Source organism: Kitasatospora sp. NPDC001309 (assembly GCF_042896295.1).
Lineage (GTDB): Bacteria > Actinomycetota > Actinomycetes > Streptomycetales > Streptomycetaceae > Kitasatospora.
Genome location: NZ_JBIAXC010000007.1, coordinates 242,682 through 267,445 on the forward strand (window position 1 = coordinate 242,682; position 24,764 = coordinate 267,445).

Genomic DNA, 24,764 nt, shown 5'->3' on the forward strand with positions numbered 1-24,764 from the left:
GCGTGCGACCGGCGTCATGACGGTGTCAGCGCCGGTACGGAGGGCACGGTTCCGGGGTTCACTGGAGGTATCCGAAGCAAGGAGCACCTCACCGGCAGAACCCGACCGGAGTGCGCGACCGGAGAGACGGAGACGAACGGCCATGACCGGGACCACGACCGACACCACGACCGGCACCACCCGAGTGATCGTCGGCCTGAGCGGGTCGCTGAGCAGTCTGGCCGCCCTCTACCACGCCGTCGGCGAGGCGGCCCGGCAGGAGGCCGTGCTGGTGCCGGTCGCCGCCTGGACGGTCGGCGACCGGGACGGGCTGCGACCGCTGTCCGAACTGGAGCACGCCGCCCGCCGCCGACTGGACGTCGCCTTCGAACAGGCCTACGGCGGCTACCCGTCCGGCCTGGTGATCCACCCGGTGGTGGTGAACGCCGAACCGGGGCCCGCCCTGGCCGCCGCCGTCACCGGACCGGACGACCTGCTCGTCCTCGGCGCCGCCACCCGGCGCCGCTTCGACCTGCTGCGCGGCACCTCCGTCGCCCGGTACTGCCGGCACCGGGCGGGCTGCCGGGTGATCGAGGTCTCGCCGTCGGCGCTGCTGACCCGGCTGGAGCTGACCGCCCGCACCGGGGCACCGCTGCCGCTGCTGGCACGGTAGCGGCAGCAGCAGCGGCAGCGGGCCCGGCCGGGGCCGAAGACCCCGGCCGGGCCCCCGTCACTCGGCGTCGTGGCTCCCCCGCCGCTCGGCCAGGGCCTGCCAGACCTGGTCGCGCAGGAACGGCGGGTCGGTGAAGCGGATGCCGGTGGCGTCGCGCAGCGCGTTGGCGAAGGCCGGGGCCACGGGGTTGAACGGGCTCTCGCTCATCGACTTGGCGCCGAGCGGGCCGATCGCGTCCGAGGTGGTGCTGAAGTGCACCTCGGTGCGCGGCACGTCGGCGTACGCCGGGAGCCGGTAGCGGCGGAAGGCCGCGGTGGTGACCTCGCCGTGCTCGTCCAGCAGCACCCGTTCGAACAGGGTCGCGCCGAGCGCCTGGGCGACCCCGCCCTCGACCTGGCCGCGGCACTGCATCGGGTTCATCACCCGCCCGGCGTCGGCCCCGTGCACGCTGCGCAGGATCCGGATCTCCCCGGTGTCCGGGTCGACGGCGATCCGGAACCACTGCGAGTTGAAGGCGATCGAGCGCGGCGAGCCGCCGAAGTGGCCGTCGGCGGCGAGCTCGACGCCCTTGCCGCGGGCGGCCTCGAAGACCTCCTTGAGGGTGATCGTCCGCCCGTCGCACTCGACCGCGTCGGCACCGAGCCGCAGCAGGCTGCGCGGGGTGCGGGCGTACTCGGCGGTGAAGGTCAGGAGGAGCTCGGCGAGCGCGTTGGCGGCCTTCATCACCGCCTTGCCCGCGACGACCGTACCGGCCGAGCCGAAGGCGCCGGTGTCGTGCCGGACGACGTCGGTGTCGGACTGCCGCACGGTGATCCGGTCCACGGTGGTGCCCAGGGCCCCGGCGGCGATCTGCCGGTGGACGGTGGTGGTGCCGTTGCCGAACTCGGCGGTGCCCACCGCGATGTCGTACCCGCCGTCCTCCAGCAGCCGCACGGTGGCGTCGGCGATGTGCCCGCCGGGCGGGCCGCAGGCGATGGCCGCCATCGCGAAGCCCTGGCCCACCAGCCAGCCCTCGGGGGCGAGTTCGGCGCTGGTGTCGTTCGCGAGGGCCTCCCGGACGACGCCGAGGCACTGGTCGAGGCCGTAGCTGGCGATGTGGAGGTCCTCCTCCTCGCCGAGCGGGCCCTCCATGTGCTCGCCCGGGCCGATGATGTTCTTCTCCCGCAGGACGAGCGGGTCGACGCCGAGCTGCCGGGCGAGCTCGTCCATCGCGGACTCCACGGCGAAGGTGACCTGCCCGAGGCCGTAGCCGCGGAAGGCCCCGGCCGGCACGCCGTTGGTGTAGACGGAGTACGCCTCCACCTTCTTGTTCGGCGCCCGGTAGACGCCCATCGACTCACCGACGCTGTGGAACATCACCGCCGGCCCGTGGTTGCCGTACGCGCCGGTGTTGGACACCACCCGGAAGCGGATCGCCGTCAGGGTGCCGTCCCGCTTGGCGCCGAGCTTGACGGTGACCAGGAAGGGGTGCCGGGTGGTGGCGCCGTGGAACTGCTCGGCGCGGGTGAACTCCAGCTTCACCGGCCGGTGCAGCCGCATCGCCGCGAGCACCGCGATGTCCTCGGTGAGCATCTCCTGCTTGCCGCCGAAGCCCCCGCCGACCCGGCCGGCCACCACCCGGACCTTCTCCGTCGGCAGGTCGAACAGGGCGCACAGGGCGCGCCGGGTGAGGAAGGGCACCTGGGTGGAGGAACGGACCACGATCCGCTCCTCCCCCGTCTCCCCGGCCTCCCCGGCCTCCCTTGCCTCCGCGGCCTCCCCGACCGGCTCGAAGGTCACGACGCAGCCGTGGGTCTCCAGGCTGGCGTGCTGGACCCGCTGGGTCCGGAAGGTCTCCTCGTACACCGCGTCCGCCTCGGCGAACCCCTGCTCCACACTGCCGAGTTCACCGTGCGCCTCGCCGCAGACGTTGTCCTTCGGGCGGGCGATCCGGGACTCCGGCCCCTTGGGGTGCAGCACCGGCGCGCCGGGCGCCATCGCCTCCTCCGGGTCGAGCACGTACGGGAGTTGCCGGTACTCGACGACGATCCGGCGGCAGCCCTCCTCGGCGGCCGCCTCGCTGTCCGCGACCACGGCGGCGACCCGCTGACCGACGAAGCGCACCACGTCGTCCAGCAGCCGGGTGTCGTCCGGGTCCTCGGTGGGGTGCTCGTGCCGGGCCGAGGAGTAGAGCCGCTCGGGCGCGTCGTGGTGGGTGAGGACGAGGTGCACGCCGGGGACGCGCAGGGCGGCCGCCGTGTCGATGGAGAGGATCCGGGCGTGCGGGTGCGGCGAGCGCAGCAGCTTCATGTGCAGCAGGCCGGGCACGTCGACGTCGAAGGTGTAGCGGGCGGTGCCGGTGACCACCTGCGGCCCGGCCGGGGCGCCGAGGTTGCGGCCGACGGCGTGGCCGGGGTCGGGCTCCTCGGTGTGGCGGACGCCGTTGATCGCGTCCTCGATCGCCCGGTAGCCCGTGCAGCGGCACAGGTTGCCCTTCAACGAGCGCGGCAGGTCGGTGAGTTGTTCCTCGTCCAGGGCGCTGGTGGTCATCAGGAAGCCGGCCGTGCAGAAGCCGCACTGGAAGCCCTGGGCGTCCAGGAAGCGCTGCTGCATCGGGTGCAGCTCGCCGTCCGGGCCGGCCAGGCCCTCCACGGTGGTGACGGACCGGCCGGCGGCCCGGGCCGCCGGGTAGAGGCAGCTGTGCACCGGGTTGCCGTCGACCTGCACGGTGCAGGCGCCGCAGTCGCCCGCGTCGCAGCCCTTCTTCACCCCGAACCAGCCGCGCTCGCGCAGGTAGGTGCGCAGGCACTGGCCGGGGCGCGGCTCGACCCCGGTGGGGCGGCCGTTGACGTGCATCGCGAAGCTCATCGCGCTGCCTCCTCGGTGGGGGTGTGAGGGCTCAGCTCCCGGCGGATCTGCTCGGCGAAGCGGAAGGTCAGGTGCCGGCGCCAGGCGGGCAGCCCGTGGATGTCGTCGAAGTAGTCCTCCGGCCCGATGCCGTCCCGGATCGCCTCCTCGACGGCCGCCGCGTTGGGGGCGGGCGGGAACCAGAAGCGGAACGGGCGGACGGTGGAGGCGGTGACGGTGAGGGTCAGCGAGCCGTCCACCGGGTCCAGGGCGCCGACCAGCAGCGCGGCGGAGCGGCCCAGCCCGTACAGCGAGGCCTGGCGGAAGGCCGTGCGGCTCGCCAGCGCGCGGGCCGGCAGGGTGATGGAGCGCAGCAGTTCGCCGGGCCGCAGGTCCTTGCGGCCGGCGCCGGTGACGAACTCCGCCACCGGGACCTTCCGGTACTCGCCGGAGGGGGCGCGCAGCAGGCAGACGCCGTCCAGCGCGGCGGTGAGCGAGATCATCGGGCCGGCGGGCAGGCCGTTGCAGAGGTTGCCGCCGACGGTGGCCATGTTCCAGATCTTCCAGGAGGCCAGGAAGGCCCGGCAGCACTGCTCGACCAGCGGTGCGGCCGTCCAGTCGGCCTCCTGGCGGCCGTACCGGGAGAGCTGGGCGACGGTGCAGGTCGCGGCGATCTCCAGGCCGCCGTCCGGGGTCCGGGTGAGCGGCCGCCAGCCCATCCGGCCGAGGTCGATCAGGCGGCGGATGTGCGGCTGCGGCTCGGAGAACAGGTACGTCCCGCCGCCGAGCCAGGCGTCGCCGGACCGCCAGGGGCCGCCGAGGCGGGCGTCCCGCAGTTCGGCCACCGTGTTCAGATCCATGTCGCCCCTCCGTCCCCGGCCTGTTCCGTTCGTTCGGTAGGGCGATTGAAGCGGTCGGCGGGCGGGCGTCACGAGTGGTCCCGGACACCATTCGGACCGGTCCGCCGCTGGTCGATCCTCCAGGCCGGGCGCGGCCCGTCCGGCCGGGGCCCGGAGGGGAGTCGGCCGCTCCGCATGCCAACTTCGACAAGCCTGTCGAAGTTGGCATGGCCGGGCTATGCTGTCGACAGGTCCGAAGGTGGACTCCTGTACCCGTCGACGTCCGCACCGCCCCGGTGCGCCCGACCGGAAGGAGGCGAGACACACGGACCGCACCCCGACGGGCCCCCACCCGCGCGGCACCCGCGCCCGGGCCCACTCCCAGCCCCGTACCCGCGGGTCCGCTCCCGGCAGAACTCCCTTCCGAGGATGAGACGCTGACGCACCGTCAACTCCGTGCGCGGCCCTTCACCACCTCGCCGTCCGGGCGTACCCCGGACCGCCCGCCGCCGTTGTACGGAAGGTGATCCGCCGCGCCCGCCCCCGCCCTCCGCACCCCCCGCCGAGGAAGAGGTACCCCATGACGACGTCCAGGCTCCTCCCGCACCCCCGCGAGGCGGCCGTCCTGGCCGCCGTCCTCGGGCTGCTCGTCCTGGAGGAGATCGCCCTCGGCCTCGCCGAGGAGGAGGACCGCCCCGTCATCGGCGCCGTCCTGATCGGCGCCTCCTGTTCCGGCCTGCTGGTCGTCGGCGCGGTCCTGTTCAGCCGCTGGCTCGAAGCCCGCCGCCCGCTCCCGCTCCCCCCGCCCGGCCCGAACGGGCGCGAGTACAGCGCCTGGGCGCTCGAAGGCTTCCCGATGGAGGCCGTGCGCCCGCTGCTGCTCGCCGAACACGCCCCGCAGCTCGGCCAGTTGTACTCCGCCTGGATGCTCGCCCGGGCCGGCCGCACCGCCCCCTGGATCGCCCGCCGACTGGGACTGCCGGTCGAGGCCGTCCAGTTGCTGGTCGACGCCGCCCGCAGCCACACCGCTTCGCCGCCGCTGCCGGGGGCGTGAGGGCCGGCGGCAGCGGCGGCGGGTGCCTGAAACAGCGAACGAAGCCCCGGCACCGCAACACGCGGTACCGGGGCGGACGTTCGGGCGCGGGATCAGTTCGGGCGCGGGATCAGCTCTCCCGGCCCGAGGCGTCGTCGATCAGGAACGCGGTGGTCGGGCTCGTCCCGGACTCGTGGGAGACCAGCTTGAGGCCGATGGTGGTCCCCCAGCCGACCTGGCCGATCACCGAGGAGAGGTCCACCGACTGGTACTGGTAGCCGTTGGTCGGGTTCCGGCTGCTCCAGGTCTTCACCGTGCCGAGCGGCTGGCCGGTGTACTGGTCGACCGCCACCAGCGACAGGGTGTCGGGCGCCGTGGCGGAGGTGTTGCTCGTCTCCACGTCCAGCCAGAAGGAGAAGCTCGCCTGCCCGTAGCCCGGGTAGGTGTTCAGGTAGGTGGTGATCGAGTCGTCCGTCCCGGTGTTCTGGCCCAGCCAGGCGTACCAGGAGCCGGAGTGCGGCGCGTGCAGGCTGGACGGGGTGACGATGTTGTACCCCGACGGGCTCCAGGCGTCCGTCATCACGGTGTGGTCGACGTCCGCCGAGCCGTTCTCGAACCCAGCGTCGGTGAGCTGCTCGATCGATCCGCAGCCGGACCCGCCGGCGGCGCTGACGTTCTCCCAGAACCCGGTGGACGCCGCCTTGCCCGCCGCGTCCGTCGCCGTCACGTTGATCCGCTGGTAGCCGCTGGTCGCGGCGGCGGTGCCGGAGATCACCCCGCTGTGCGGGTCAATGGCCAGCCCCTGGGGGAGCCCGGTGGCGCTGTAGGTGAGGGCCGAGCCGGTGCCGGAGACGCCCACCGCCGGGATGGACAGCGGGCGGCCGGCCGGGTCCGTACGGTCGCACATGGTGCTCACCGAGACCGGCGGGGAGGCCACGATCGGGTCCGAGGCCGCGCACAGGTGGTCGGCGTTGGACCACAGCGTCTGCAGCGGGAAGCTGCCCGTCGCCAGGTCCTCGAAGAACAGCCCGCCGTTGGCGCCCTTCGGGATCCAGGCGCACTTGTCACCGATCTCCTGACCGGTGGCGTCCGTCCAGCCGCCCGGGGTGTTCGGGTCGCTCACCGTCTCCGCGTACTCGTGGCCGCCGATGATCCCGTAGCCGTCCAGCCGCCCCCGCGGGGTGTTCTCGCCGAACCAGTTGGTGCCGCAGCCGGCCACGTCCGTCAGGTACGGCATGTTGGTGTAGGCGAGCTGGCCGTACGGGGAACGCTGGAAGTCGTGCCAGGCGCAGTAGCCCAGCTCCTTCCACTTGTCCGGGTCGGTGCCCTGCGGCGAGTCGATGACGTACTGCACGTTGCGGTTCTGCGCCTCGGTCAGGTTGCCGAAGTGCTTGGCCGCGGCCAGCGCCTCCGCCCCGAGTTGCGGCTCGGTCGCCGCCTGCGGCGCGGGCGCGGCGTTGTCCACCCAGACGCCCGCCAGCACGCTGCCCTGCTGCGGGTACGGGATGTGGGCGGAGCCGGCCGGGCACTGCACGGAGCCCGCGGCGACGCCCTCGCAGTACTGGGTCAGCACGGCGCTCCAGCCGTCGCCCTGGCTGCCCAGGCCCTTGAAGAAGTCCTGCTGGTACGGCGCGGCCTGGTCCGGGTCGCCGGTCGCCACGGTGTCACCGGCCGCGTTCGTCGACGGGGTGCCCCACTGGGAACCCCACAGGACCAGGTACACCTTGGGCGCGCCGATCACCACACCGGTCGACTCCTGGCCGCCCTTGTAGGTGACCTGGAGGTCGTACTCGTTGGCGACGTTGCCGTCGCCGTCCTTGCCGCCGGTGCCCGGGTCGGCGCCGTCCACCAGCTGCGGCGCCTTGGTCGTGGTGCCCACCGGGCCGGCCTTCGCGGCCCCGACCCGGCGCGGGCCGGACTTCTTCGGGGCGGCGGCCTGCTCCGCCTTCGGGGTGCCGGGCCGGGCCTCGACGGTGGCGGCCCGCGGCGCGTGGGAGTCGGCCATCGCGGACAGCGGACTGCTGAGCGCGGCACCGGCCAGGGCGGCGGCGAGTGCCACCAGGGCGGTCCGCGGGGCGCGCACCGGGCGGCGGGCGCCACTGGGCGTGCGGGATCGGAATCTGAACACGGGTCGGGTTCCGTCTCTCGTGACGTGGGGGGAGGGCGGGACGCACACGCGGTCCGGGCGGACGGGGAAGGGGCCTCACTCCGGGCCGAGCGCTGTGCAATGCGCCATATGATATTTCACTGATGGTCGCGCACAAGGCCTCCCACCCGGCGCCCGACAGCGGCACCCCCGGGGCCCGACGCGCCCGCACCGCACCCCACCAGGGCCGATCACCCCGCCACGGCGGCGCGGACAACTCCCCCGGCGGGCCCGGATTTTAACTCCCCCTTACCAGGCCCCACCAGGGCCTTGGCATTCCTCAGACCGGACGCCCCGCGTGCGCCTGGGTCACCAGGAACGGCACCAACCCACGCTCCGTCAGCGCCGCCCGCCACGCGTCCCGCGCCACCACCAGCTCCCCGGCCCCGCCCACGGCCTCCCCGCTCCCCGCCGACCGCGACGCCGCCCCCAACAACCCCAGACCGCCCACCAGCAGACACACCGCCCCGATCCCCCCGGCCACCCAGCCGGCCCCCACCAGCGCCCGCCCCAACGCCTCGGCGTCGTCCGACAGCCCCAGCACGTAGCCGAGCACCAGCAACACCCCGGCGGCGACGACGGCGATGATCGGCACGATCACCCCCAGCACCCCCCACCACCCGGAAGCCCGCCCCCGCCCCGGCACGTCCACCGGCAGCCGCGCCACGGCGTCGGCATCCGCCCGCAACGCCGCGTACCGCTCGTACTCCGGCGCGGCGGCGGCCAGCACGTACTCCGCGTTCTCCCGCGCCACCCGCCGCAACCGGTCCACCTCACCCCCCACCCCCTGCAACGCCGCCCGCACCTGAGGCGCCGCCAACGCCCTGCCCAACTCCGTCTCGAAGTCGGCCCGATCCTGCTGCGGCAGCCGAAGCGGCCTGTCCATGCCGTGCCCCTCTCACGTAGTTCTACAGAACTGTAGAACACGGGGGCGCGCAGCAGCAGTCCTGTTCAGGGCCGGATTCGGCCGCTACGACGACTCGGCCATCGGCCGCCGGGCCCGGCGCCCTGACACGGCGCCAGGCCCGGGGGCCACCGCGAACGGTGATTCCGTGCTCAGCCGACGGCGAGCTTCACCTGGCGGGAGTCGGCGGCAGCGGACGGGGTGGTGCCGATGTTGGAGACGGTGGCGATGGCGACGGCGTCCGCGCCGGGGATCCAGTTGACGGTCTTGGACTGGACGAGCAGCTGCCGCTGCTGGACGGTGCCGTCGCAGACGATGTCGGTGTCCGGGGTCCGGCTGGAGCCGAAGGCCTTGGAGGAGGAGTCCTCCGGGTCCTGCTGTTCGACCGAGACGGTGAGCGAGCGGGCCCCGTCGGCGACCGAGCACAGGTAGCTGACGTTCACCCGGGCCTTGCTGGGGATCTTCGGGTCGATCACGACGTCACCGAGGGTGACGGCGATGGCGGACGCATCGTCGGCCGGGGCCGCCGTCGGGGCGGCGGCGTGGGCCGGGGCGGCGAGGCCGGTGAGGGCCGAGGTCAGTACCGTCAGGACGATCCACCGCTGCACTGCAACCTCCGAGGATGTGGGGCGTGGTGCGGCCGACGCTAACCGCCGCTCCGCCCGCCCGCGCGCCGGGTCGTCCGATCGTCGTACGAACGACCTCGTGACGACCCGGCAGCAGCACGGCGTCACCGTCGCGGCCGCAGCCACACCGCCCAGGTCAGCGCCGAGCACAGCAGGTACGCCACCAGGAACCCGAGGTACGCGGCGTCCCCGTTGTGGCTGGCCAGGAAGGACTGCCGGAAGGCCAGGTTCACCAGCACCCCGCCGAAGGCCCCCACCGCGCCCGCCAGGCCGATCAGCGCCGCCGTCCGCCGCCGGGAGTCGGCCTCGGCGGCGGCCGGGTCGGCGCCGGCCGCGACCGCCGTCCGGGCGAGGCCCTGGTAGTGCGCCGGGATCATCTTGTAGGTGGACCCGTTGCCGATCCCGCTGAGCACGAAGAGCGCGATGAACCCGCCGAGGAACAGCGGCAGCGAGCCGGCCCGGGAGGCGAGCAGCACGACCGCCGTGCCGGCGCCCATGGCGGCGAAGGTCGCCAGCGTGACCCTGGCCCCGCCGTACCGGTCGGCGAGGCGTCCGCCGACGGGCCGCAGCAGGGAGCCGAGCAGCGGTCCGAGGAAGGTGAGGGCGGCGGCCTTGACCGGGGTGTCGAAGCGGTCGTGGAACTGGACCTGGAGCACCTGCCCGAAGGCGAAGCCGAAGCCGATGAAGGAGCCGAAGGTGCCGATGTAGAGGGTGGAGACCGCCCAGCCGTAGGGGTCGCGAGCGACCTCCCGCAGCGCCCGCCCTTCTCCCCTGGGCGCCTTCGGCAGGTTGTCCATCCGCCACTGGGCCCCGGCCGCCGCGAGCACGATCAGCGGCAGGTAGAGCAGCGGCAGCAGCCGGGGGTGGGCGGCGCCGGCGGTGGCCAGCACGAGCAGCCCGAGCAACTGGACGGCGGGGACGCCGAGGTTGCCGCCGCCCGCGTTGATCCCGAGGGCCCAGCCCTTGAGCCGGTGCGGGTAGAAGGCGTTGATGTTGGCCATCGAGGAGGCGAAGTTGCCGCCGCCGACGCCGGCCACGCAGGCGACGGCGAGCAGGGTGCCGTAGGAGACGCCGGGTTCCAGCACCAGGGCGGCGAGGGCCGTCGGGACCAGCAGCAGCAGGGCGCTGACCACCGTCCAGGTGCGGCCGCCGAAGCGGGCGACGGCGAAGGTGTACGGCAGCCGGAGCAGGGCGCCGAGTGCGGTGGGCAGCGCGGTGAGGGTGAACTTGCCTGCGGTGTCGATGTGGTACTCGGGCCCGAGGAAGAGCACCAGCACGGACCACAGGCTCCACACCGAGAAGCCGATGTGCTCGGAGAGGACGGAGAAGACCAGGTTGCGCCGGGCGATCCGGGCGCCGCCGCGGGCCCACATCTCCTCGTCCTCCGGGTCCCAACCGGCCAGCGGGGCGGGGGTTCTGGACTCCACGACGGTGGTCATGCCGCGGCCTCCACGGGGAGCACCCGGACCGGCCAGCGGCGCAGCACCGCGGGTGCGCCGTCGGGCGCGGTGTCCTCGTCCAGGCAGCGGCCGTCGGTGAGGTCGTACACCTGCTTGTACATCGGCGAGGTGAGGGTGGGCCGGTCGCCGCGGCTGCCGAGCAGGCCGCGGGAGCCGCGGCCGGGTTGGAGGTCGGCGAGGGCGCAGACGGTCTGCCAGTGGTTGCCGTCGTGGATCTGTACGGTCACGGGGTGAGCACCTCCAGTCGGGCCCCGGCGACGAGCACCGGGGAGTTGAGGGTGCGGCCGGCCTCGCCGGGGCGGGCGGGGCGGATCTGGCCGCGTTCGGGAACGAAGGTAACGGCGGGGTCGGGGGTGCCGGGAGCATTGACAAAGGAGGAGAACCGCCGCAGCCGCTCGGGGTCGGCCAGGGTTTCGGCCCATTCGTCCCGATAGCCGCTGATGTGGCACATCGTCAGTTCGTCGAGCTCGGCGGCGATGCCGAGCGAGTCGTCCAGGACGACGGCCCGCAGGTGGTCGAGTCCGCCCTCCAGGCGCTCCAGCCAGACCGAGGTGCGTTCCAGGCGGTCGGCGGTGCGGATGTAGAACATCAGGAAGCGGTCGATGGTGCGGATGAGGGTCTCGCGGTCGAGGTCGGCGGCGAGCAGGTCGGCGTGCCGGGGGGTGGTGCCGCCGTTGCCGCCGACGTAGAGGTTCCAGCCGGCCGAGGTGGCGATGACGCCGAAGTCCTTGCTCTGCGCCTCCGCGCACTCGCGGGCGCAGCCGGAGACGGCGGCCTTGAGCTTGTGCGGGGAGCGCAACCCCCGGTAGCGGAGCTCCAGTTCGATGGCGAGGGTGGTGGAGTCCTGGACGCCGAAGCGGCACCAGGTCTCGCCGACGCAGGACTTCACGGTGCGCAGCGACTTGCCGTAGGCGTGCCCGGACTCGAAGCCCGCGTCGACCAGCTTGCGCCAGATGACGGGGAGTTCGTCGACGGTGGCGCCGAACATGTCGATCCGCTGGCCGCCGGTGATCTTGGTGTAGAGGCCGTGGTCGCGGGCGATCTCGCCGATCGCGATCAGGCCCTCGGGGGTGATCTCGCCGCCGGGCACCCGGGGGACCACCGAGTAGGAGCCGTTGCGCTGGAGGTTGGCGAGGAAGTGGTCGTTGGAGTCCTGGAGGGCGCCCTGTTCGCCGTCCAGGATGTGGCCGTTGCCGAGGCTGGCCAGGATGGAGGCGACGGTCGGCTTGCAGACGTCGCAGCCCTCGCCGCCGCTGCCGTACCCGGCGAGCAGGTCGGAGAAGCCGGTCAGTCCGGTGACCCGGACGATCTCGTACAACTCGGCACGGCTGTGGGCGAAGTGCTCGCACAGGCCCTGGACGGTGGCGACCCCGGCGGCGGCCAGTTCCTCGGTGACGACGGTGCCGAGCTGCTTGAGGCAGCTGCCGCAGCCGGTCCCGGCCCGGGTGCACTTCTTGACGGCGGCGACGCCGTCGGCGCCCTGGTCGCGGACGGCGGCCCGGACGGCGCCCTGGGTGACGTTGTGGCAGGAGCAGAGCACCGCGTCGTCGGGCAGGGCGAGCGGTCCGGCGGGGGCGGACCCGGCCGGCAGCACCAGCTGTTCGGGGGCGACGGTGAGCGGCTTCCCGGCGACGGCGAGCGGGCGCAGCGCGCCGTAGCCCTCGGTGTCGCCGACCAGGACGCCGCCGCCCCCACCCCGCAGCAGGCCGTCGCCGCCCTCCTCGCCGCCGGACACCCCGACGTCGCGCTGGCCGGCTACCTCCTCTCCCCCGGCTTCTTCGCCCGCCGCGCGGCCACCACCGCGGCCACCTGGACCACCGCCCCGTTGGGCGCCCACCCGGCCGTCACCCGCCTCGTCCTGCACCGCTACGACCAGGCCCTGGCGGCCACCGCCCTGCCCACGGCCGCCTGACCGGCCCCGCGGGCCCCGGCTCCGGGCGTTCGGAGCGGCGGTGCACCGCCCTGCCGGATGCCCGGAGCAGGCCTCCGCTACCGTCGACCGGAAGCCCCGCGGAGGCGGGGGCGGGCGGGAGCGGGCGAGAGGCACGGGTGGGGGCAGGGTGGATCCGAACAGTGGACCGGTCGTGGGTGTGGGGCTCACCCCGACGGAGACGTCCGCACTCCTGCTGGACAAGATCCGCCGGGGGCACGACTACGCCCGCCGGAGGAAGGAACGGTTCCGTCGGCGCGCTTCCGCGGTGAAGCTCCTGACGCTGGCGCTGTCCGCCGCCTCCACCATCCTGCTGGGCCTGCACCGGTGGACGGACCTGGCGTTCGCGCTGGTGGCCCTGGTGACGGCGCTGGCGGCCGCCGAGCCGTTCTTCAACTGGCGCTCCCGGTGGGTGCTGATGGAGGAGGCGCAGTACCGCTTCCGGCGGCTCTCCGACGACCTGGAGTACCTGCTGGCGTCGACGACGGCCGACGGCCCGACCCGGCACCAGCTCGACGGCGTCTTCGGCAGGTACCAGGCGGTCTGGGACGACCTGAGCCGCACCTGGCTGGAACGGCGGCGCGAACCCGCGCCGCCGTCGACCGCCTGATCGATCACCGGGCCGACCGTCCGGCCGACCCCCGCCGGGTGCCCGGCTCCGGTGGTCAGCCCGTGACGCTGGCGGCGCCGGTCTCCAGGTGGCCGGTGGCGCGGCGGCTCCAGGCGGGGTCGCTGCCGACGGTCACGGTGAAGTCGTACCAGCCCTGCGCGATGGTGACGGCGTTGAAGTAGTCCCTGACCGTGGCCCCCGGGGCGACCTGGTAGGTCCAGCTGCCGGTCCGGTAGTTGGTGGCCGTGACGGTGAAGGTCACCGTACTGGTGCCGGTGTTGGTCATGGCGAACCAGAGCGCCGGCCGGCCGGTGTCCGGCGCCGGCGCGTACGAGGTGGTGGCCTCGGCGGTGCGGCCCGCGGTGGTCGCGTTTCCGGCGAACCGGCGCAGGGTGCGGTTGGGGCCGAGCACGGTGAGGTCGTACTGCCCGTTGCCGGAGCCGGCGCCGATGTCGAAGGAGTCGCGGGCGCTGCCGTCGGTGCCGCTGCCGGCGTCGTACGGGGCGACGGTGTACTGCCGGGGGCCTTCGGTGCGGTAGGCGTTGGTGTGGATCGAGTAGTGCGCCCAGGCGGTGGCCTGCGGGCCCTGGTTGGCCAGGTCGATCCAGAGCAGGGTCCGGCCGTCGGCCGTGGACTCGATCCGGTCCACCCAGGCGTTGGGCTGGTAGGGCAGCGCGCGGGCGGGCTTGGTGCCGGGCTCCTGGACGGGCATGGAGTTGGTGCCGGGGCTCGGGTTGATCTGGAGGTTCGCGGTGGCCTGGCTGATGGTGGCGCTGGTGTCGGGCAGCGCGGGCACCCCGTGGACGGGGTTGGCGAAGTCGAAGGCACCGGTGAGGTCGCCGCAGACCTGGCGCCGCCAGGTGCTGATGTTGGGGCAGACGGCGGGGGTGCCCAGCGCGGCGGTCCAGGTCTCCAGGAAGCGGATGACGCTGGTGTGGTCGTAGACCCGGGAGTCGACCCAGCCGCCGCGGGTCCACGGCGAGACCACGATCATCGGGACGCGGAAGCCGAGGCCGATGCCCGCACCCTTGCAGAACTCGCCGGCGGTGCCGGCCGGGGCCGCGGGCGGGGGCACGTGGTCGAAGAAGCCGTCGTTCTCGTCGTAGTTGAGGAACAGGGCGGTGGAGTCGAAGACCTCCGGGGAGGCCGCCAGGGCCTGCAGCACCAGGTTGACGAAGTGCGCGCCGTTCTCCGGCGGGCCGTCCGGGTGCTCGGAGAACAGCTGGTCGGCCACCACCCAGGAGACCTGGGGCAGGGTGCCGGCGAGCGCGTCGGCCCTGATCGCGGCGGCGATGTCGTCCGGGGTCGAGCCGGTGCGGGCGGGCACCGAGCCCATGCCGCGCTGGGCGAGCGGGCTCGAACTCGGCGCGCCGGTGAACTGGTTGAAGTAGGCGAGGCCGTTGTCGCCGAAGTTGTCGTTGGCGTTCTGGTAGACCTTCCAGCTGACGCCCGCGTCCTGGAGGGCCTCGGCGTAGGTCTGCCAGCGCAGGCCCGACTCGGAGCCGCCGTCGTAGGCCGGTCCGCCCGCGGTGGCGGCCGGGTCGATCGTGCCGGACCACAGGTAGGTGCGGTTGGGGCCGGTGGCCGAGAGGATGGAGCAGTGGTAGGCGTCGCAGACGGTGTAGGCGTCGGCCAGCGCGTAGTGGAACGGTATGTCCTCGCGGGCCATGAAGCCCATGGTTCTGTCCGAGCCCTTGGCGGCGATCCAGGAGTCCATCCTCCCGTTGTTCCAGGCCTGGTGCTGGGTGGACCAGGAGTGGTCGAGCGAGCCGTCGCACTGCGCGAGCTGCTCGGGGCTGACGCCCCACCACCAGGTGTTCGTCTTGCTGAGCTGCCAGGGGTACTGCCGTCCACTGCCGTTCGGCTGGTTGAACACGCTGGTGCCGCCCGCGATCTGCAGGGCGGTGCGGTCGCCGAAACCGCGCACGCCCTTCAGGGTGCCGAAGTAGTGGTCGAAGCTGCGGTTCTCCTGCATGAGCACCACGACGTGCTTGACGTCCCGGATCGTCCCCGTGCTGCCGGTGCTGCCGGTCGTGGCGGCCTGCGCGCCCGGCGCCGCGCCGGGCAGGGCCGTGTCCAGCCCGATGGCGGCGCCGAGGGCGGCGGCCGAGCCGAGGAAGGTACGGCGGGTGACGAGTGACACGGGTGGCCTCCGAGAAGTCTGGACAACTCCGACGTCGGCGACTGTCGGGCAGCCGGATGGCTACCGACCGGTAGCCGGGTGGCCGAGAAGTTACACCTGGCCGACAGTTGACGGAAGGTCTCACACCGTCACGGGATCCGCCCTGCCGCCGCGCGCCTCGGCCCGCCGGGAACCCGCCGGGAGCCCGCGGCCACCGGATGCACACGAACCGGCCGCCGGTGAGGATGGGCGGCGGGGCCGGGCAGTGGACGGAGTCGCTGGTGAAGGCGTTACCGGGTGGCCGCACCGCGCTCGTCGCGGTCCTCGCCTGCCTCGCCGTCCTGACCACGGGCGCGAGCCCCTCGCCGACGGACACGACCTCGTCGTCCTCGCCCTCGCCGTCGACCTCGGGGGCCACCTCGGGGGCCACCTCGTCGGCAGCGGCCGTCACCCTGGCGCCGACGCACGGACCCCGGTTCGGGACCGTTCAGGTGACGCTCTCCGGCTTCCCGGTCTGCGAGAGCGGTCTCTCGACGCGCCCCAACCCGGTCGATGCCCTGGTGACCTGGGACGACACCCCGGCCACCCGCCTCACGACCGTCCGGACCGGGACGAAGCCGCCGTCCTCCGGCACGTTCACGGTGCCCGAAGGCGCCGGCGACGGCGTGCACACGGTCACGGCGACGTGCCCGGGCTTCCCCCCGACCGTGGCGACGGCGCACTTCACCGTCGCGCCGCCGACACTGACGGCGGATCCGGCCCGCTCGGCGCCCGGGTCCACCACGACCCTCGTCGGCACCGGCTTCGCCTGCCCCGCGGACGACACCGTCGCCCTGGTCTGGGGCACCACCGCGCTTCCCGGCCCCGGAAAGCCCGACGCCGACGGGGGCTTCCGCACCGGCGTCACCGTGCCCGCGGACGCGGCCGCCGGTGACCACGACGTCCGGGCGTCCTGTGCGGCGGAGCCCCGGATCACGGCGGACGTCCACGTCCTCGTCCCGGCCCCGGGTCCGACCACGTCCTCGCCGACTACGCCCACGCCTCCGCAGCCGTCGCCCGTCCGGACGATGACCGCGTCGCCGGGCGCCCCCCTGCACGTCTCCGGCCGGACGAACGCCTGCACCGGGGGCGCCGACCCGCGCCAGGTGGTGCTCTCCTGGGACGGCGGGCCCCGGTCCCACCCGGTCACGGCCGACGAGTCGGGCCGGTTCCGGTCGATCGCCACCGTCCCGGCCACCGCGCCCACCGGCCCCCACCGGATCACCGTGGAGTGCGCGGGCACCCACACGGTGACCGAGATCGTCCCGGTCGTCGTCGCCCAGCACGTCCCGCCGCCCCCGCCGAAGCCCCACCTGCTCTGGATCGTCCTCGGCGCTCTCGCGGGTGTGGCCCTGGCGGCGTTCGGGCTGCGCCGCGTCCTGCGGCCGGGCGGCACGGCGGGCCGGGCGGGTCGGGCAGGCCGGGCGGGCACGGTGACGGCCGAGGCGGGCGCGTGGGGAGACGCCCGGACCGAGCTGACCGAGCCGACCGACCGGGCCGGCCCCACCGGGGCCGGGCACAGCGTCCGGCTGGACCCGCGGATGGATCCGGGCCGGCCGAGCTTCGAGGAGGTGCGCCATGACGATGGTCGCGACGGATGACCCGTACAGCCTGGCGACGTTCCTGGGGTCCCTGGAACCGCTCGTTGACGCCCTCCGCCGGCACGACGCGGTCACCGCCCTGGGCGGCCTGGACCGGGCTCTCTCCCGGGCCGCCGAACAGGAGGTGGCGAGCGTCGTGCACGGCTTCCTGGGGCTGGACATGATCGATCTGGTCGCCGGCGGCTGGCGTACCCAAGCGCGGCTCATGGAGGCCGCGCGGAGCACGTGCGCGGCCCCGGGCAGCGAGGAGGTCGTCGCCCTGGTGGACCATCGGGTCACGTCGGTCCACCACCCTTCGGTGAAGGTGCTGGTCGACGGGGTGTCGGTCGGCACCCTCGTGGTGGACATCGAGGTGGTCTTCGAGATCGACGGGCTCGTGGCCGTCGTACGCGGGGGCACGCTGGTGGCGGTGCGGGCGGGCTACTGCACGGCCACCGCGACGGTCGCCGTCGAGCAGATCACGGTGGCGAGCCGACGGGGACAGTTCGACCTGCCCGGCGGCGTCCAGTGGCGCAGGGGCATGGTGCTGCGGCACTGCACGCCGACCCCTCCCCCGCCCCCTCCGCCGACCCCGCCGGGTTGATCGGCCGGGGGCTGCCCGCTACGCCGCTTCCTTCCCCCGTCCGGCCGAGGCGACGAAGGCCAGCAGCCGCTCGTTGACCGCCTCGGGCTGCTCCAGGTTCAGCCCGTGGCCCGCCCGTTCGAGGATCTCGGCCCGCACCTCCGGAACCAGCGCCGTCACCCGCTCCACCACCTGCCGCGGCCGCAGCAGCGCGCTGCGCCGGCCCACCAGCACCAGGACGGGCAGCCCGATCGACCCCAACTCCCCGTCCGTGAACGGCCGGGCCGGTGGCCGGCCGCCCGGCTTGTAGCTGCGCATGGCGAGCATCAGCGGGGCGATCATCTCGCGCGGCGCACTGAGCGCCGGGTTCGCCAGCAGCCGCCCGAGCGCGGGGCGCAGCGGCCGCGGCGCGAGCATGCCGAACAGTCCGCCGATCATGTGGGCGTAGAACCGCGCGGGGACCTTCTCGATGCCGCCCGGGTCCAGCGAGGTGACGGAGGCGAGCCGTTCGGGCGCGTGGATCGCCTGGTTGAGGGCCAGCCAGCCGCCGTACGAGACCCCGACCAGGTGCACCCGGTCCAGTCCGAGCCCCGTCAGCACCTCCCCCAGCCACTCCGCGTTCTCCGCCGATCCGGCCGCGACGGCGCGCTGCTCACTGCGGCCGGGGTCGTCCAGGGTGTCGACGGCGTAGACCGGGTGGTGCGCGCCCAGGGCCGCGATCTGCGGGTACCAGTTGGACGGGTGCCCGGCGTGGCCGTGCAGCAGCACGATCGGCTCGCCGGTCCCCGTGCCGTAGCGGTGGACGTGCACGCTCCCGTACCCGGTCTCGACGTCGAACTCCTGCCGCGGGCCGGGCCACAGCTCCATCGCCCGGTCGTACGCCTCAAGGAACTTCGCCTTCGCCGTCTCGCTGGTGAAGTGCCCGACGCTGGTCCTGGTCATGATCCCTCCCGGTTTTGGTGGTATGGTTGTACCACAAAAACATCCGGAAGGAACCCGATGCCCAAGCTGGTGGACCACGAGGAGCGACGGGCCCACATCATCGACGCCCTGCTCCGCTCGGCGGCGAGCAGCGGCCTCCACTCCGTCACCATGCGCTCCGTGGCGGTCGAGGCCGGCGTCTCCGTGCGGCTCGTCCAGTACTACTTCGACACCAAGGAGCAACTGCTCCTCGCCGCCATGACCCGCCTCGCCACCCGGATGGGCGAGCGCGTCCAGCGCCGCGTCCGCGCCACCGGCGCGGGCAGCGACCCGCGCGCCGTCGTCGAGGCGGTGCTGCTCGAAGCCGTCCCCACCGACGAGGAGAGCCGCGCCTTCCACCTCATCTACACCGAGTACGCCGTCCTCTCCGTCACCGACCCGGCCCTCGGCGGACAGCCCTTCCTCGCCGCACCCGACGAGATGGAGGCCTTCCTCGCCGCCCAGCTCGCCGCCGCCGGCGCCGCCGACCCGCGCCAGGAGGCCGTCGTCCTGCTGGCGGTCTCGGCGGGCCTGGGCCTCAGCGTGCTGCTCGACCAGCGGACGGCGGAGGACGCCACGGCCGTCCTCCGCTACCACCTCGGCCGGGTCCTCCCTGCGTAGCACCGCTTCACCCAGGGCAGAACGCGGCGCCCTTCCCCCCGCGCCCCGGATCCCTAGGCTGGAGGGGTGAGCACTCATGCGCCGAACGAAGCCCGCGTCATCCCGCTGCGCCGCCCGCAGGCCACGCCGCCCGCACCTCCCGCGCCGAAGGAACCGCTCTGGCGCGACCTCGTCGGCGACGTGCTGCGGCGCGAACGGCTCGCCCAGGAGCGGACGTTGAAGGACGTCGCGGAGACCGCCCGGATCTCGGTCCCGTACCTGTCCGAGCTGGAGCGCGGCCGCAAGGAGGCCTCCTCCGAGGTGCTCGCGGCCGCCGCCAAGGCCCTCGGACTCCGCCTCGGCGACCTCCTCTCGCTCGCCCAGGACGAGCTGGTCCGGCACACCCGGCCGAACCGGACGAGCGGGCCCCGGGCGCAGTACGACGGGCTCTGCATGGCGGCTTGACCGCAGCGGTGGCCGGTACACCCCCGTCGTACCGGCCACCGCCGACGCTCACCGCCGGCTCAGCACCTGGTCCGCGAGCCCGTACGCGACGGCCTCCTCGGCACTGAGCACCTTGTCCCGATCCATGTCCGCGCGCAGCGTCGCCACGTCGTGGTGGGTGTGCCGGGCAAGGACCTCCTCCACCTGCGACCGGATCCGGACCATCTCCTTCGCCGCGAGGCTCAGGTCCGAGACCGTCCCCTGCCGCCCACCACTGGCCGGCTGCCCGAGCAGCACCCGCGCGTGCCGCAGCACGAACCGCCGCCCCGCATCCCCACCCGCCAGCAGCACCGCCGCCGTCGACGCCGCCTGTCCGACGCAGAACGTCGAGATCGGCGCCTGCACGAAGGTCATCGTGTCGTAGATCGCCATCAGCGAAGTGAACGACCCTCCGGGCGAGTTGAGGTAGATCGAGATCTCCCGCTCCGGGTTCTCCGACTCCAGGTGCAGGAGCTGCGCGATGACCACGTTCGCGACCCCGTCGTCGATCTCGGTGCCGAGGAAGATGATCCGCTCGTTCAGCAGCCGGCTGAACACGTCGTACGTCCGCTCGCCCTTCGCCGTCCGCTCGATCACGTACGGAACCGTGTACGACCCCATGTCAGAGCCCCATCCGTCGCCGCGAGGAGGCCGGGCGGATGTCGTCGACCGACTCCACCACCCGGTCCACGAGCCCGTACTCCTTGGCCTGCTCCGCCGTGAACCAGCGGTCCCGGTCGCTGTCCCGGGCGATCGTCTCCTCGCTCTGCCCGGTGTGCTCGGCGGTGATCCGCTCGATGGTGCGCTTGGTGTACTCCAGGTTCTCGGCTTGGATCTCGATGTCCGCGGTCGTCCCGCCGATGCCCGCCGACGGCTGGTGCATCATGATCCGCGCATTGGGCAACGCGAAGCGCTTGCCGGGCGTCCCCGTGGTGAGCAGGAACTGCCCCATGCTGGCCGCGAACCCCATCGCCAGGGTGGAGACGTCGTTGGGAACCAGCCGCATGGTGTCGAAGATCGCCAGCCCGGCGCTCACCGAACCCCCGGGGCTGTTGATGTACAGCCCGATGTCACTGCGCGGGTCCTCCGCCGAGAGCAGCATCAGCTGCGCACACACCCGGTTCGCCGACACGTCGTCCACCTGGGTGCCGAGCAACACGATGCGCTGGGCCAGCAGTTGGGCGGCGAGGTGGTCGTCGAAGGCACCGGGCACCGTCTCCCCCTGCCCCGCCCGGGGCAGCGGCGTACTGAGCGAAGTCATCTGCTCCTCCTTGTCGAGCCGTTGACTCCACTCTCACCCCGCGCTGCCCCCCGGATGCCGTTCCTCTGCCCGCCGCAGATTCGCCAAGGGCAGAGCGCTACGGGGCCAGGTGGTCGAACTCCCCGGCCTTGACACCACGGAGGAGGGCGAGCAGCCCGTCGGCCGTGGTCGTGATGACGACCTCAGGCTCGTCGCTCTCACGGAGTTTGATGGTGTCACTGACAGCTGCTGCAACGTAGATGCAGTTGGCGGTGTCACCACTGAATGAGGACTTCTGCCAGCTCAGAACGGCCATGATTGTTCCCATCTCAAATGCTCAGGGCATTCCGGCGAATAAGGTCACGAGACGCCTCGGGCCCGAGTGCGGTCGCCTCCAACCGATCCAACACGGCTCGATACTTGATCAACTGCGGCTCGGTGTCAATGAACTCGAATCGGTCTCCATCGACCTGGACGCTGTCCAACTGTGCCACCTCGGCGGCGAAGTAGACGATCCCAGCACCGGAACTGGGATAGCTCCCGGTGCCGAACGGGATCACTCGCAGGTCGACATGGGGAAGCTCGCTCGCCGTCAGCAGGTACTCCAGTTGGCCGCGCGCGACCTCCGGTCCCCCGAAGGCCATTCGCAAGGCAGTCTCATGGACAACCGCCGAAAGAGGCGTCGGCTGGTCCCCGAAGAGCACCGCCTGCCGCTTGATCCGATGAGAGACAAGGTGCTCCACTTCGGGCGGTGACAGCGGTGGGACCACATCCCGGAAGAGCGCGCGGGCATGTTCAGGGGTCTGGAGAAGTCCGGGGACGTGAACGACTGAGACAATCCGCATCGATCGCGCATGGTGCTCGACTTCCGCCAGATCGAGCGCACCGGCGGGAAGGATCTCGCGGTACTCCTCCCACCAACCGCGCGTCCGCCCTCCTGTCATGCGGGTTAGCGCATCGATCAACATCTCATCCACACAGCCGTAGAGGCGAGCAAGGGTTCGCACCCGGTCTGCGCTCACCGGGTATCCGCCGGCTTCGATGCTGCTGATCCGGGACTGCGTCGCGCCGTGCAGTTCCCCGGCCCTCGTGGCCGACAGGCCCGCCCGCTCACGCAACCGACGCAGCTCGGTACCAAGACGTCGCTGCCGGGCGCTCGGCGGAAACTTGCTGGGCGGCATCCGCCTCTCCCTTCACTCTTTGGGATGGATGTGCCATGGATCCCTCAAAGAGGGTGGACTGCATCCTACTGGCTGGCTATTTTTGACGTTGTATCAGAACGGCTCCACTCCCTCTGATGGTGGCAGCTCCGCATCCAACTCCCGTTTCACAGGAGACTTCCATGACTGCTGCGCCCTCGCCAAAACCCCGCCCCGTCGACATCACGTTCGACCGGGAGCTGTGCGAACTCGTGCTCGACACCGCACCCCGGCTCTTCGCCGTCGTCCAGGTGTGCGGCGACAGCAGCGCGGACGCCGACGGCTGGGTGGCGGCCTGGGGCCTCGCCGAACCCGACGGGCCGACCCACGTGATCAGCCTCGACGGCCGGGCCCGCCTGACCCTCGCCTCCCCCGAACGAGCCCTCCGCCACTTCGCCGGGCACCCGGGAATCACCGCCCGCCTCGTCTGGCTCGCCCACCCGAACACCGCCGCCCTGGACCAGCCCAAAGCCGCCTGACCCCCGCACAGGAAGTCGACCTGGCCGACTTCCTGCGCCCGCCCCAGCCGCTCGTTAGTGTGAAGACCAGAACCACAGAGCACAGTTGGGGGGGAACCCGATGGGTGGATACATCTCGGAGCCGGAACGGCTTCCGGTGGCGGCGGCCAAGCTGGACGAGGGAGCGGACAAACTCACGCAGGCGAACACCGGTTTCGGCGAGTCGACCGCTGCCGCGACCCGTCACAACGAGTGGACCGTCGGTTCGTCCCTCGGCGCGGCCACCGGCCACTGGTCCACGGAAGCCGGCAAGGTCACCGATGCGGTGAAGAAGATCGCCGAGGGACTCCGCGTCACTGCCGCCAACTACTACCGGCAGGAAGCCGCCGTCGCGGAACAACTGCAGCGTGCTGCCGATCTGTTGGAGGACAAGAGCTGATGCCGTCCATCTACGCCGAGGATCCCGACGGCCGCCGCAAGGCCTCCGAACCCCTTCATGACCGCCGTTTCGCGAAACCCGTCACCCTCCAGCAGATCCGCTCCTGCGACCCAGAAGCGTTCCACCGGGCCGCGGAGGAGTGGGACAAGGTCGGGTCGGCCATGAGTTCTGCCAAGTTCATCGCCGTCGATGTGCTCTCCACTCTCCAGGAAGGCTGGAGTGGCGACGCCGCGACCCTCGGACGCCGGGCACTCACCGACCTGGTCGACGAAATGTCCATCGCCGAACAGGAGATGGAGGCGGCGAAGCTCACGCTGACGAACACCGCGACCGGCCTGGCCCTCGCCCGCCGATGGGTCGCCGAAGCGGACGATCTGGCCCGTGCCAACGACCTCACGATCAAGGACGACGGCGACATCGGCTATCCGGCCTGGCTGACCAGGAGCAACGACCCGGAGAGCGGGGGCGAGTCCCGGCGCCTGGGCACGGTGGCCGGAGACATCCGCAATCTGCTGACGGCTGCCACGAAGTGCGCATCCGATGTCAGCAACACGGCGGGGCACGAGCTCGACCGCATCAACAACGCAGCGAAGTACCGCCACCTCGACGACTGGACCAAGCGGGTGGTGGGCGAGGACCTGGCGGGCGCGCGGGACCTCTCAAAGGTCTTCGGCGGCGGGGGTGGAGTCCTGCTGCCACCGGATGCGTACGACCGGGGGTCAGGCGCCTACAACACCGAGAGCCCCACCGACGAAGACCGCAAGCTGGCCGCCACCCTCGGGGCCGGGATCGCCGGCATGCCGTTCGGCACCGGGGACACCAACGCCAGCGCCAACATGGCGCACTACCTGTCCGGCACCGGCGAGCCGCTGAACCTGAACGTCGACGACATGCTGAAAGACATACCTGATTTCCAGCAGAGCGTGAACACGACGCTGGACGGCAACCTCAACGGATGGGAGGCCGAAGCCCTGGCGGAGTACCGCCGGACGGGACAGCCCGTTGCCCTGGTCCAGCAGACTGGTTGGCAACCCATGTCCGCCACACCGACGAGCAGCAAGGACTGGTTCTACGCGGTCGGGTCCTTCCACTACAACACCGAGGCGAAGATCGAGGTAAAGCCGACCTCACCCGGCGCTCCCCCTGAGGTGACCGTCACCTACCAGACGAGCGTCCGCGACCGGTACAACTGGGACGACGGGAAGAGCACCGACGTTCCTGTCGTGGGGAAAGTAAGGGACGACGACATCCAGCGACTCCACCGGACCGGCCTGGCCCAGGAGTTCGACATGGGAGGAACAAGCAAGGCAAGGACCAGGAAGCTCTGACATGCCAACCGGTAGCCGTGATCGCAGGCTTTGGACGCGATGGCCTCTTGGCGCCTTCCTCGTACTGTGCGCGCTGGTCACCGTGGGATGTGTCTGGTGGGGGGTGGCCGCAGCACTCCGCCTCGGCCATCCGCCGGAGACCGACAGTGACCGCGCGGAGCGGCTGGCGGGTCTGCACCACGATCAGCACCCCGGGATCGGGCGGTACTACATCCCAGCGCAGGCCGTGTTGTCCCGCACCGCCGACGGCAAGCCGGTCGCCTACCTGCACTACGTGCTCCGGGGCGGTGACGACGCCGGCCTGGACGACTTCTGCCGCACCTACAACCTGCCACGACCCAGCTCCCCCGCTCCACTGCCGGAGGACCTCAAGGCGGCGCTGCCCGGCGAGGAGCCGGCCGAGGGGGTGCTGCTGCCGGAAGGGCAGCCCGGGCGGCAGGTGTTCGTGGTGGAGCAGCCGGGCGGGCGTCCCGGTGCGGCCGACGTGTACATCCGGGCCGCCGGGTCGTGAAGGGCTACCCGGCTCTTCACCTGCAGACTCAGGTAGTTGACGGTCAGTCAGGAACTGCCGATGGCAACCGTGCCGGGGGGGCGGGGGGGGGCGGGGGGCCCCCCCCCCGGCGGCCCCCCCCCCCCCCGCCCCCCCGCCCCCCCCCGCCCCCGCGGGGGGGGGGCGCCCCCCACCCGGGTACACTAACAGAGAAGAC

At 72.6% G+C, this 24,764-nt stretch carries 24 protein-coding genes and 1 pseudogene; 11 read left to right on the forward strand and 14 right to left on the reverse strand.

Annotated features, from left to right (window positions below):
- Positions 1 to 142: 142 nt before the first annotated feature.
- A complete protein-coding gene (locus ACFY2K_RS10400; RefSeq protein WP_375883684.1) occupies positions 143 to 652 on the forward strand; it encodes a universal stress protein in 510 nt (169 codons plus the stop codon).
- A 57-nt stretch (positions 653 to 709) separates the two neighbouring features.
- On the opposite strand, the gene ACFY2K_RS10405 is transcribed toward ACFY2K_RS10400, so the two are convergent.
- Entirely contained in the window at positions 710 to 3,499 is a 2,790-nt protein-coding gene (locus ACFY2K_RS10405; protein ID WP_387710660.1) for a molybdopterin-dependent oxidoreductase, read from the reverse strand.
- Positions 3,496 to 4,338, reverse strand: a complete 843-nt coding sequence (locus ACFY2K_RS10410) for an FAD binding domain-containing protein (RefSeq protein ID WP_387710662.1) — start codon at positions 4,336 to 4,338, stop codon at positions 3,496 to 3,498. Before ACFY2K_RS10410 ends, ACFY2K_RS10405 begins: the two co-directional genes overlap by 4 nt.
- A 559-nt stretch (positions 4,339 to 4,897) precedes the next feature.
- Here ACFY2K_RS10410 and ACFY2K_RS10415 point away from each other — a divergent pair.
- Positions 4,898 to 5,371: a hypothetical protein gene (locus ACFY2K_RS10415; protein WP_380521572.1), complete on the forward strand. Its 474-nt coding sequence runs from the start codon at positions 4,898 to 4,900 to the stop codon at positions 5,369 to 5,371.
- Between the two features lie 109 nt (positions 5,372 to 5,480).
- Here ACFY2K_RS10415 and ACFY2K_RS10420 read toward each other — a convergent pair whose 3' ends face one another.
- From ACFY2K_RS10420 to ACFY2K_RS10445, 6 genes and pseudogenes are all read right to left on the reverse strand, one after another.
- Positions 5,481 to 7,478: an Ig domain-containing protein gene (locus ACFY2K_RS10420; RefSeq protein ID WP_387710664.1), complete on the reverse strand. Its 1,998-nt coding sequence runs from the start codon at positions 7,476 to 7,478 to the stop codon at positions 5,481 to 5,483.
- 298 nt (positions 7,479 to 7,776) lie between these two features.
- Positions 7,777 to 8,382 carry a hypothetical protein gene (locus ACFY2K_RS10425; protein WP_375883673.1) on the reverse strand — a complete coding sequence of 202 codons (606 nt, stop codon included), beginning with the start codon at positions 8,380 to 8,382 and terminating at the stop codon, positions 7,777 to 7,779.
- A gap of 170 nt (positions 8,383 to 8,552) precedes the next feature.
- Positions 8,553 to 9,008 (reverse strand): hypothetical protein, encoded by a 456-nt coding sequence (locus ACFY2K_RS10430; protein ID WP_387710666.1) that lies wholly within the window; start codon positions 9,006 to 9,008, stop codon positions 8,553 to 8,555.
- 122 nt (positions 9,009 to 9,130) lie between these two features.
- The gene (locus tag ACFY2K_RS10435; protein WP_380590107.1) at positions 9,131 to 10,465 is read right to left on the reverse strand and encodes a nitrate/nitrite transporter; all 1,335 of its coding nucleotides are present in this window, start codon (positions 10,463 to 10,465) and stop codon (positions 9,131 to 9,133) included.
- Complete coding sequence (locus tag ACFY2K_RS10440; protein WP_380521580.1) at positions 10,462 to 10,713, reverse strand: nitrite reductase (NAD(P)H) small subunit; 252 nt, start codon at positions 10,711 to 10,713, stop codon at positions 10,462 to 10,464. Before ACFY2K_RS10440 ends, ACFY2K_RS10435 begins: the two co-directional genes overlap by 4 nt.
- Positions 10,710 to 12,203 (reverse strand): annotated as a pseudogene (locus ACFY2K_RS10445) ((2Fe-2S)-binding protein); the annotation flags it as partial. The pseudogene ACFY2K_RS10445 and the gene ACFY2K_RS10440, both read right to left, overlap by 4 nt.
- 367 nt (positions 12,204 to 12,570) lie before the next feature.
- Between ACFY2K_RS10445 and ACFY2K_RS10450 the strand changes: the two are divergent.
- Positions 12,571 to 13,026 carry an SLATT domain-containing protein gene (locus ACFY2K_RS10450; protein WP_380521582.1) on the forward strand — a complete coding sequence of 152 codons (456 nt, stop codon included), beginning with the start codon at positions 12,571 to 12,573 and terminating at the stop codon, positions 13,024 to 13,026.
- Between the two features lie 55 nt (positions 13,027 to 13,081).
- Here ACFY2K_RS10450 and ACFY2K_RS10455 read toward each other — a convergent pair whose 3' ends face one another.
- Positions 13,082 to 15,169, reverse strand: coding sequence for a phosphocholine-specific phospholipase C (locus ACFY2K_RS10455; RefSeq protein ID WP_387710669.1), 2,088 nt, complete (start codon positions 15,167 to 15,169; stop codon positions 13,082 to 13,084).
- A 260-nt stretch (positions 15,170 to 15,429) separates the two neighbouring features.
- On the opposite strand from ACFY2K_RS10455, the gene ACFY2K_RS10460 reads away from it, so the two are divergent.
- Together ACFY2K_RS10460 and ACFY2K_RS10465 are read left to right on the forward strand one after the other, a co-directional pair.
- Positions 15,430 to 16,788, forward strand: coding sequence for a hypothetical protein (locus ACFY2K_RS10460; RefSeq protein ID WP_387710671.1), 1,359 nt, complete (start codon positions 15,430 to 15,432; stop codon positions 16,786 to 16,788).
- Positions 16,766 to 17,371 (forward strand): hypothetical protein, encoded by a 606-nt coding sequence (locus ACFY2K_RS10465; RefSeq protein WP_387710673.1) that lies wholly within the window; start codon positions 16,766 to 16,768, stop codon positions 17,369 to 17,371. Before ACFY2K_RS10460 ends, ACFY2K_RS10465 begins: the two co-directional genes overlap by 23 nt.
- 18 nt (positions 17,372 to 17,389) lie before the next feature.
- Here the strand turns inward: ACFY2K_RS10465 and ACFY2K_RS10470 are convergent, their stop codons facing one another.
- Positions 17,390 to 18,292, reverse strand: coding sequence for an alpha/beta fold hydrolase (locus tag ACFY2K_RS10470; protein WP_387710675.1), 903 nt, complete (start codon positions 18,290 to 18,292; stop codon positions 17,390 to 17,392).
- Between the two features lie 57 nt (positions 18,293 to 18,349).
- Here ACFY2K_RS10470 and ACFY2K_RS10475 point away from each other — a divergent pair, with 57 nt between their 5' ends.
- Both ACFY2K_RS10475 and ACFY2K_RS10480 read left to right on the forward strand, forming a co-directional pair.
- Positions 18,350 to 18,931, forward strand: a complete 582-nt coding sequence (locus ACFY2K_RS10475; RefSeq protein WP_387710677.1) for a TetR/AcrR family transcriptional regulator — start codon at positions 18,350 to 18,352, stop codon at positions 18,929 to 18,931.
- Between the two features lie 66 nt (positions 18,932 to 18,997).
- Positions 18,998 to 19,375 carry a helix-turn-helix domain-containing protein gene (locus ACFY2K_RS10480; protein WP_380406314.1) on the forward strand — a complete coding sequence of 126 codons (378 nt, stop codon included), beginning with the start codon at positions 18,998 to 19,000 and terminating at the stop codon, positions 19,373 to 19,375.
- 48 nt (positions 19,376 to 19,423) lie between these two features.
- Here the strand turns inward: ACFY2K_RS10480 and ACFY2K_RS10485 are convergent, their stop codons facing one another.
- From ACFY2K_RS10485 to ACFY2K_RS10500, 4 genes are all read right to left on the reverse strand, one after another.
- The gene (locus tag ACFY2K_RS10485; protein ID WP_375883634.1) at positions 19,424 to 20,014 is read right to left on the reverse strand and encodes a ClpP family protease; all 591 of its coding nucleotides are present in this window, start codon (positions 20,012 to 20,014) and stop codon (positions 19,424 to 19,426) included.
- 1 nt (position 20,015) lies between these two features.
- On the reverse strand, positions 20,016 to 20,654 hold the full coding sequence (locus ACFY2K_RS10490) for a ClpP family protease (protein ID WP_387710679.1): 639 nt from the start codon (positions 20,652 to 20,654) through the stop codon (positions 20,016 to 20,018).
- 97 nt (positions 20,655 to 20,751) lie between these two features.
- On the reverse strand, positions 20,752 to 20,949 hold the full coding sequence (locus ACFY2K_RS10495; protein WP_380590128.1) for a DUF397 domain-containing protein: 198 nt from the start codon (positions 20,947 to 20,949) through the stop codon (positions 20,752 to 20,754).
- Between the two features lie 13 nt (positions 20,950 to 20,962).
- Positions 20,963 to 21,814 (reverse strand): helix-turn-helix domain-containing protein, encoded by an 852-nt coding sequence (locus tag ACFY2K_RS10500; RefSeq protein WP_380590131.1) that lies wholly within the window; start codon positions 21,812 to 21,814, stop codon positions 20,963 to 20,965.
- A 161-nt stretch (positions 21,815 to 21,975) separates the two neighbouring features.
- Between ACFY2K_RS10500 and ACFY2K_RS10505 the strand changes: the two genes are divergently transcribed.
- The 4 genes from ACFY2K_RS10505 to ACFY2K_RS10520 all read left to right on the forward strand — a co-directional run bounded on the left by ACFY2K_RS10505 (position 21,976) and on the right by ACFY2K_RS10520 (position 24,568).
- Entirely contained in the window at positions 21,976 to 22,311 is a 336-nt protein-coding gene (locus ACFY2K_RS10505; protein ID WP_387710682.1) for a hypothetical protein, read from the forward strand.
- Positions 22,312 to 22,411: 100 nt separating this feature from the next.
- Entirely contained in the window at positions 22,412 to 22,729 is a 318-nt protein-coding gene (locus tag ACFY2K_RS10510) for a type VII secretion target (protein WP_380521605.1), read from the forward strand.
- Positions 22,729 to 24,057 carry a hypothetical protein gene (locus ACFY2K_RS10515; protein WP_387710684.1) on the forward strand — a complete coding sequence of 443 codons (1,329 nt, stop codon included), beginning with the start codon at positions 22,729 to 22,731 and terminating at the stop codon, positions 24,055 to 24,057. The genes ACFY2K_RS10510 and ACFY2K_RS10515 overlap by 1 nt, the downstream gene beginning before the upstream one ends.
- 103 nt (positions 24,058 to 24,160) lie before the next feature.
- Positions 24,161 to 24,568: a hypothetical protein gene (locus tag ACFY2K_RS10520; RefSeq protein WP_387710686.1), complete on the forward strand. Its 408-nt coding sequence runs from the start codon at positions 24,161 to 24,163 to the stop codon at positions 24,566 to 24,568.
- Positions 24,569 to 24,764: the final 196 nt, after the last annotated feature.

Excerpts from the sequence above, each read along its gene's own strand:
- ACFY2K_RS10400 (WP_375883684.1), top strand. The coding sequence starts at position 143 with ATGACCGGGACCACGACCGACACCACGACCGGCACCACCCGAGTGATC.
- ACFY2K_RS10405 (WP_387710660.1), bottom strand. The coding sequence starts at position 3,499 with ATGAGCTTCGCGATGCACGTCAACGGCCGCCCCACCGGGGTCGAGCCG.
- ACFY2K_RS10410 (WP_387710662.1), bottom strand. The coding sequence starts at position 4,338 with ATGGATCTGAACACGGTGGCCGAACTGCGGGACGCCCGCCTCGGCGGC.
- ACFY2K_RS10415 (WP_380521572.1), top strand. The coding sequence starts at position 4,898 with ATGACGACGTCCAGGCTCCTCCCGCACCCCCGCGAGGCGGCCGTCCTG.
- ACFY2K_RS10425 (WP_375883673.1), bottom strand. The coding sequence starts at position 8,382 with ATGGACAGGCCGCTTCGGCTGCCGCAGCAGGATCGGGCCGACTTCGAG.
- ACFY2K_RS10435 (WP_380590107.1), bottom strand. The coding sequence starts at position 10,465 with ATGACCACCGTCGTGGAGTCCAGAACCCCCGCCCCGCTGGCCGGTTGG.
- ACFY2K_RS10465 (WP_387710673.1), top strand. The coding sequence starts at position 16,766 with ATGACGATGGTCGCGACGGATGACCCGTACAGCCTGGCGACGTTCCTG.
- ACFY2K_RS10470 (WP_387710675.1), bottom strand. The coding sequence starts at position 18,292 with ATGACCAGGACCAGCGTCGGGCACTTCACCAGCGAGACGGCGAAGGCG.
- ACFY2K_RS10475 (WP_387710677.1), top strand. The coding sequence starts at position 18,350 with ATGCCCAAGCTGGTGGACCACGAGGAGCGACGGGCCCACATCATCGAC.
- ACFY2K_RS10485 (WP_375883634.1), bottom strand. The coding sequence starts at position 20,014 with ATGGGGTCGTACACGGTTCCGTACGTGATCGAGCGGACGGCGAAGGGC.
- ACFY2K_RS10490 (WP_387710679.1), bottom strand. The coding sequence starts at position 20,654 with ATGACTTCGCTCAGTACGCCGCTGCCCCGGGCGGGGCAGGGGGAGACG.
- ACFY2K_RS10495 (WP_380590128.1), bottom strand. The coding sequence starts at position 20,949 with ATGGCCGTTCTGAGCTGGCAGAAGTCCTCATTCAGTGGTGACACCGCC.
- ACFY2K_RS10500 (WP_380590131.1), bottom strand. The coding sequence starts at position 21,814 with ATGCCGCCCAGCAAGTTTCCGCCGAGCGCCCGGCAGCGACGTCTTGGT.
- ACFY2K_RS10505 (WP_387710682.1), top strand. The coding sequence starts at position 21,976 with ATGACTGCTGCGCCCTCGCCAAAACCCCGCCCCGTCGACATCACGTTC.
- ACFY2K_RS10510 (WP_380521605.1), top strand. The coding sequence starts at position 22,412 with ATGGGTGGATACATCTCGGAGCCGGAACGGCTTCCGGTGGCGGCGGCC.
- ACFY2K_RS10515 (WP_387710684.1), top strand. The coding sequence starts at position 22,729 with ATGCCGTCCATCTACGCCGAGGATCCCGACGGCCGCCGCAAGGCCTCC.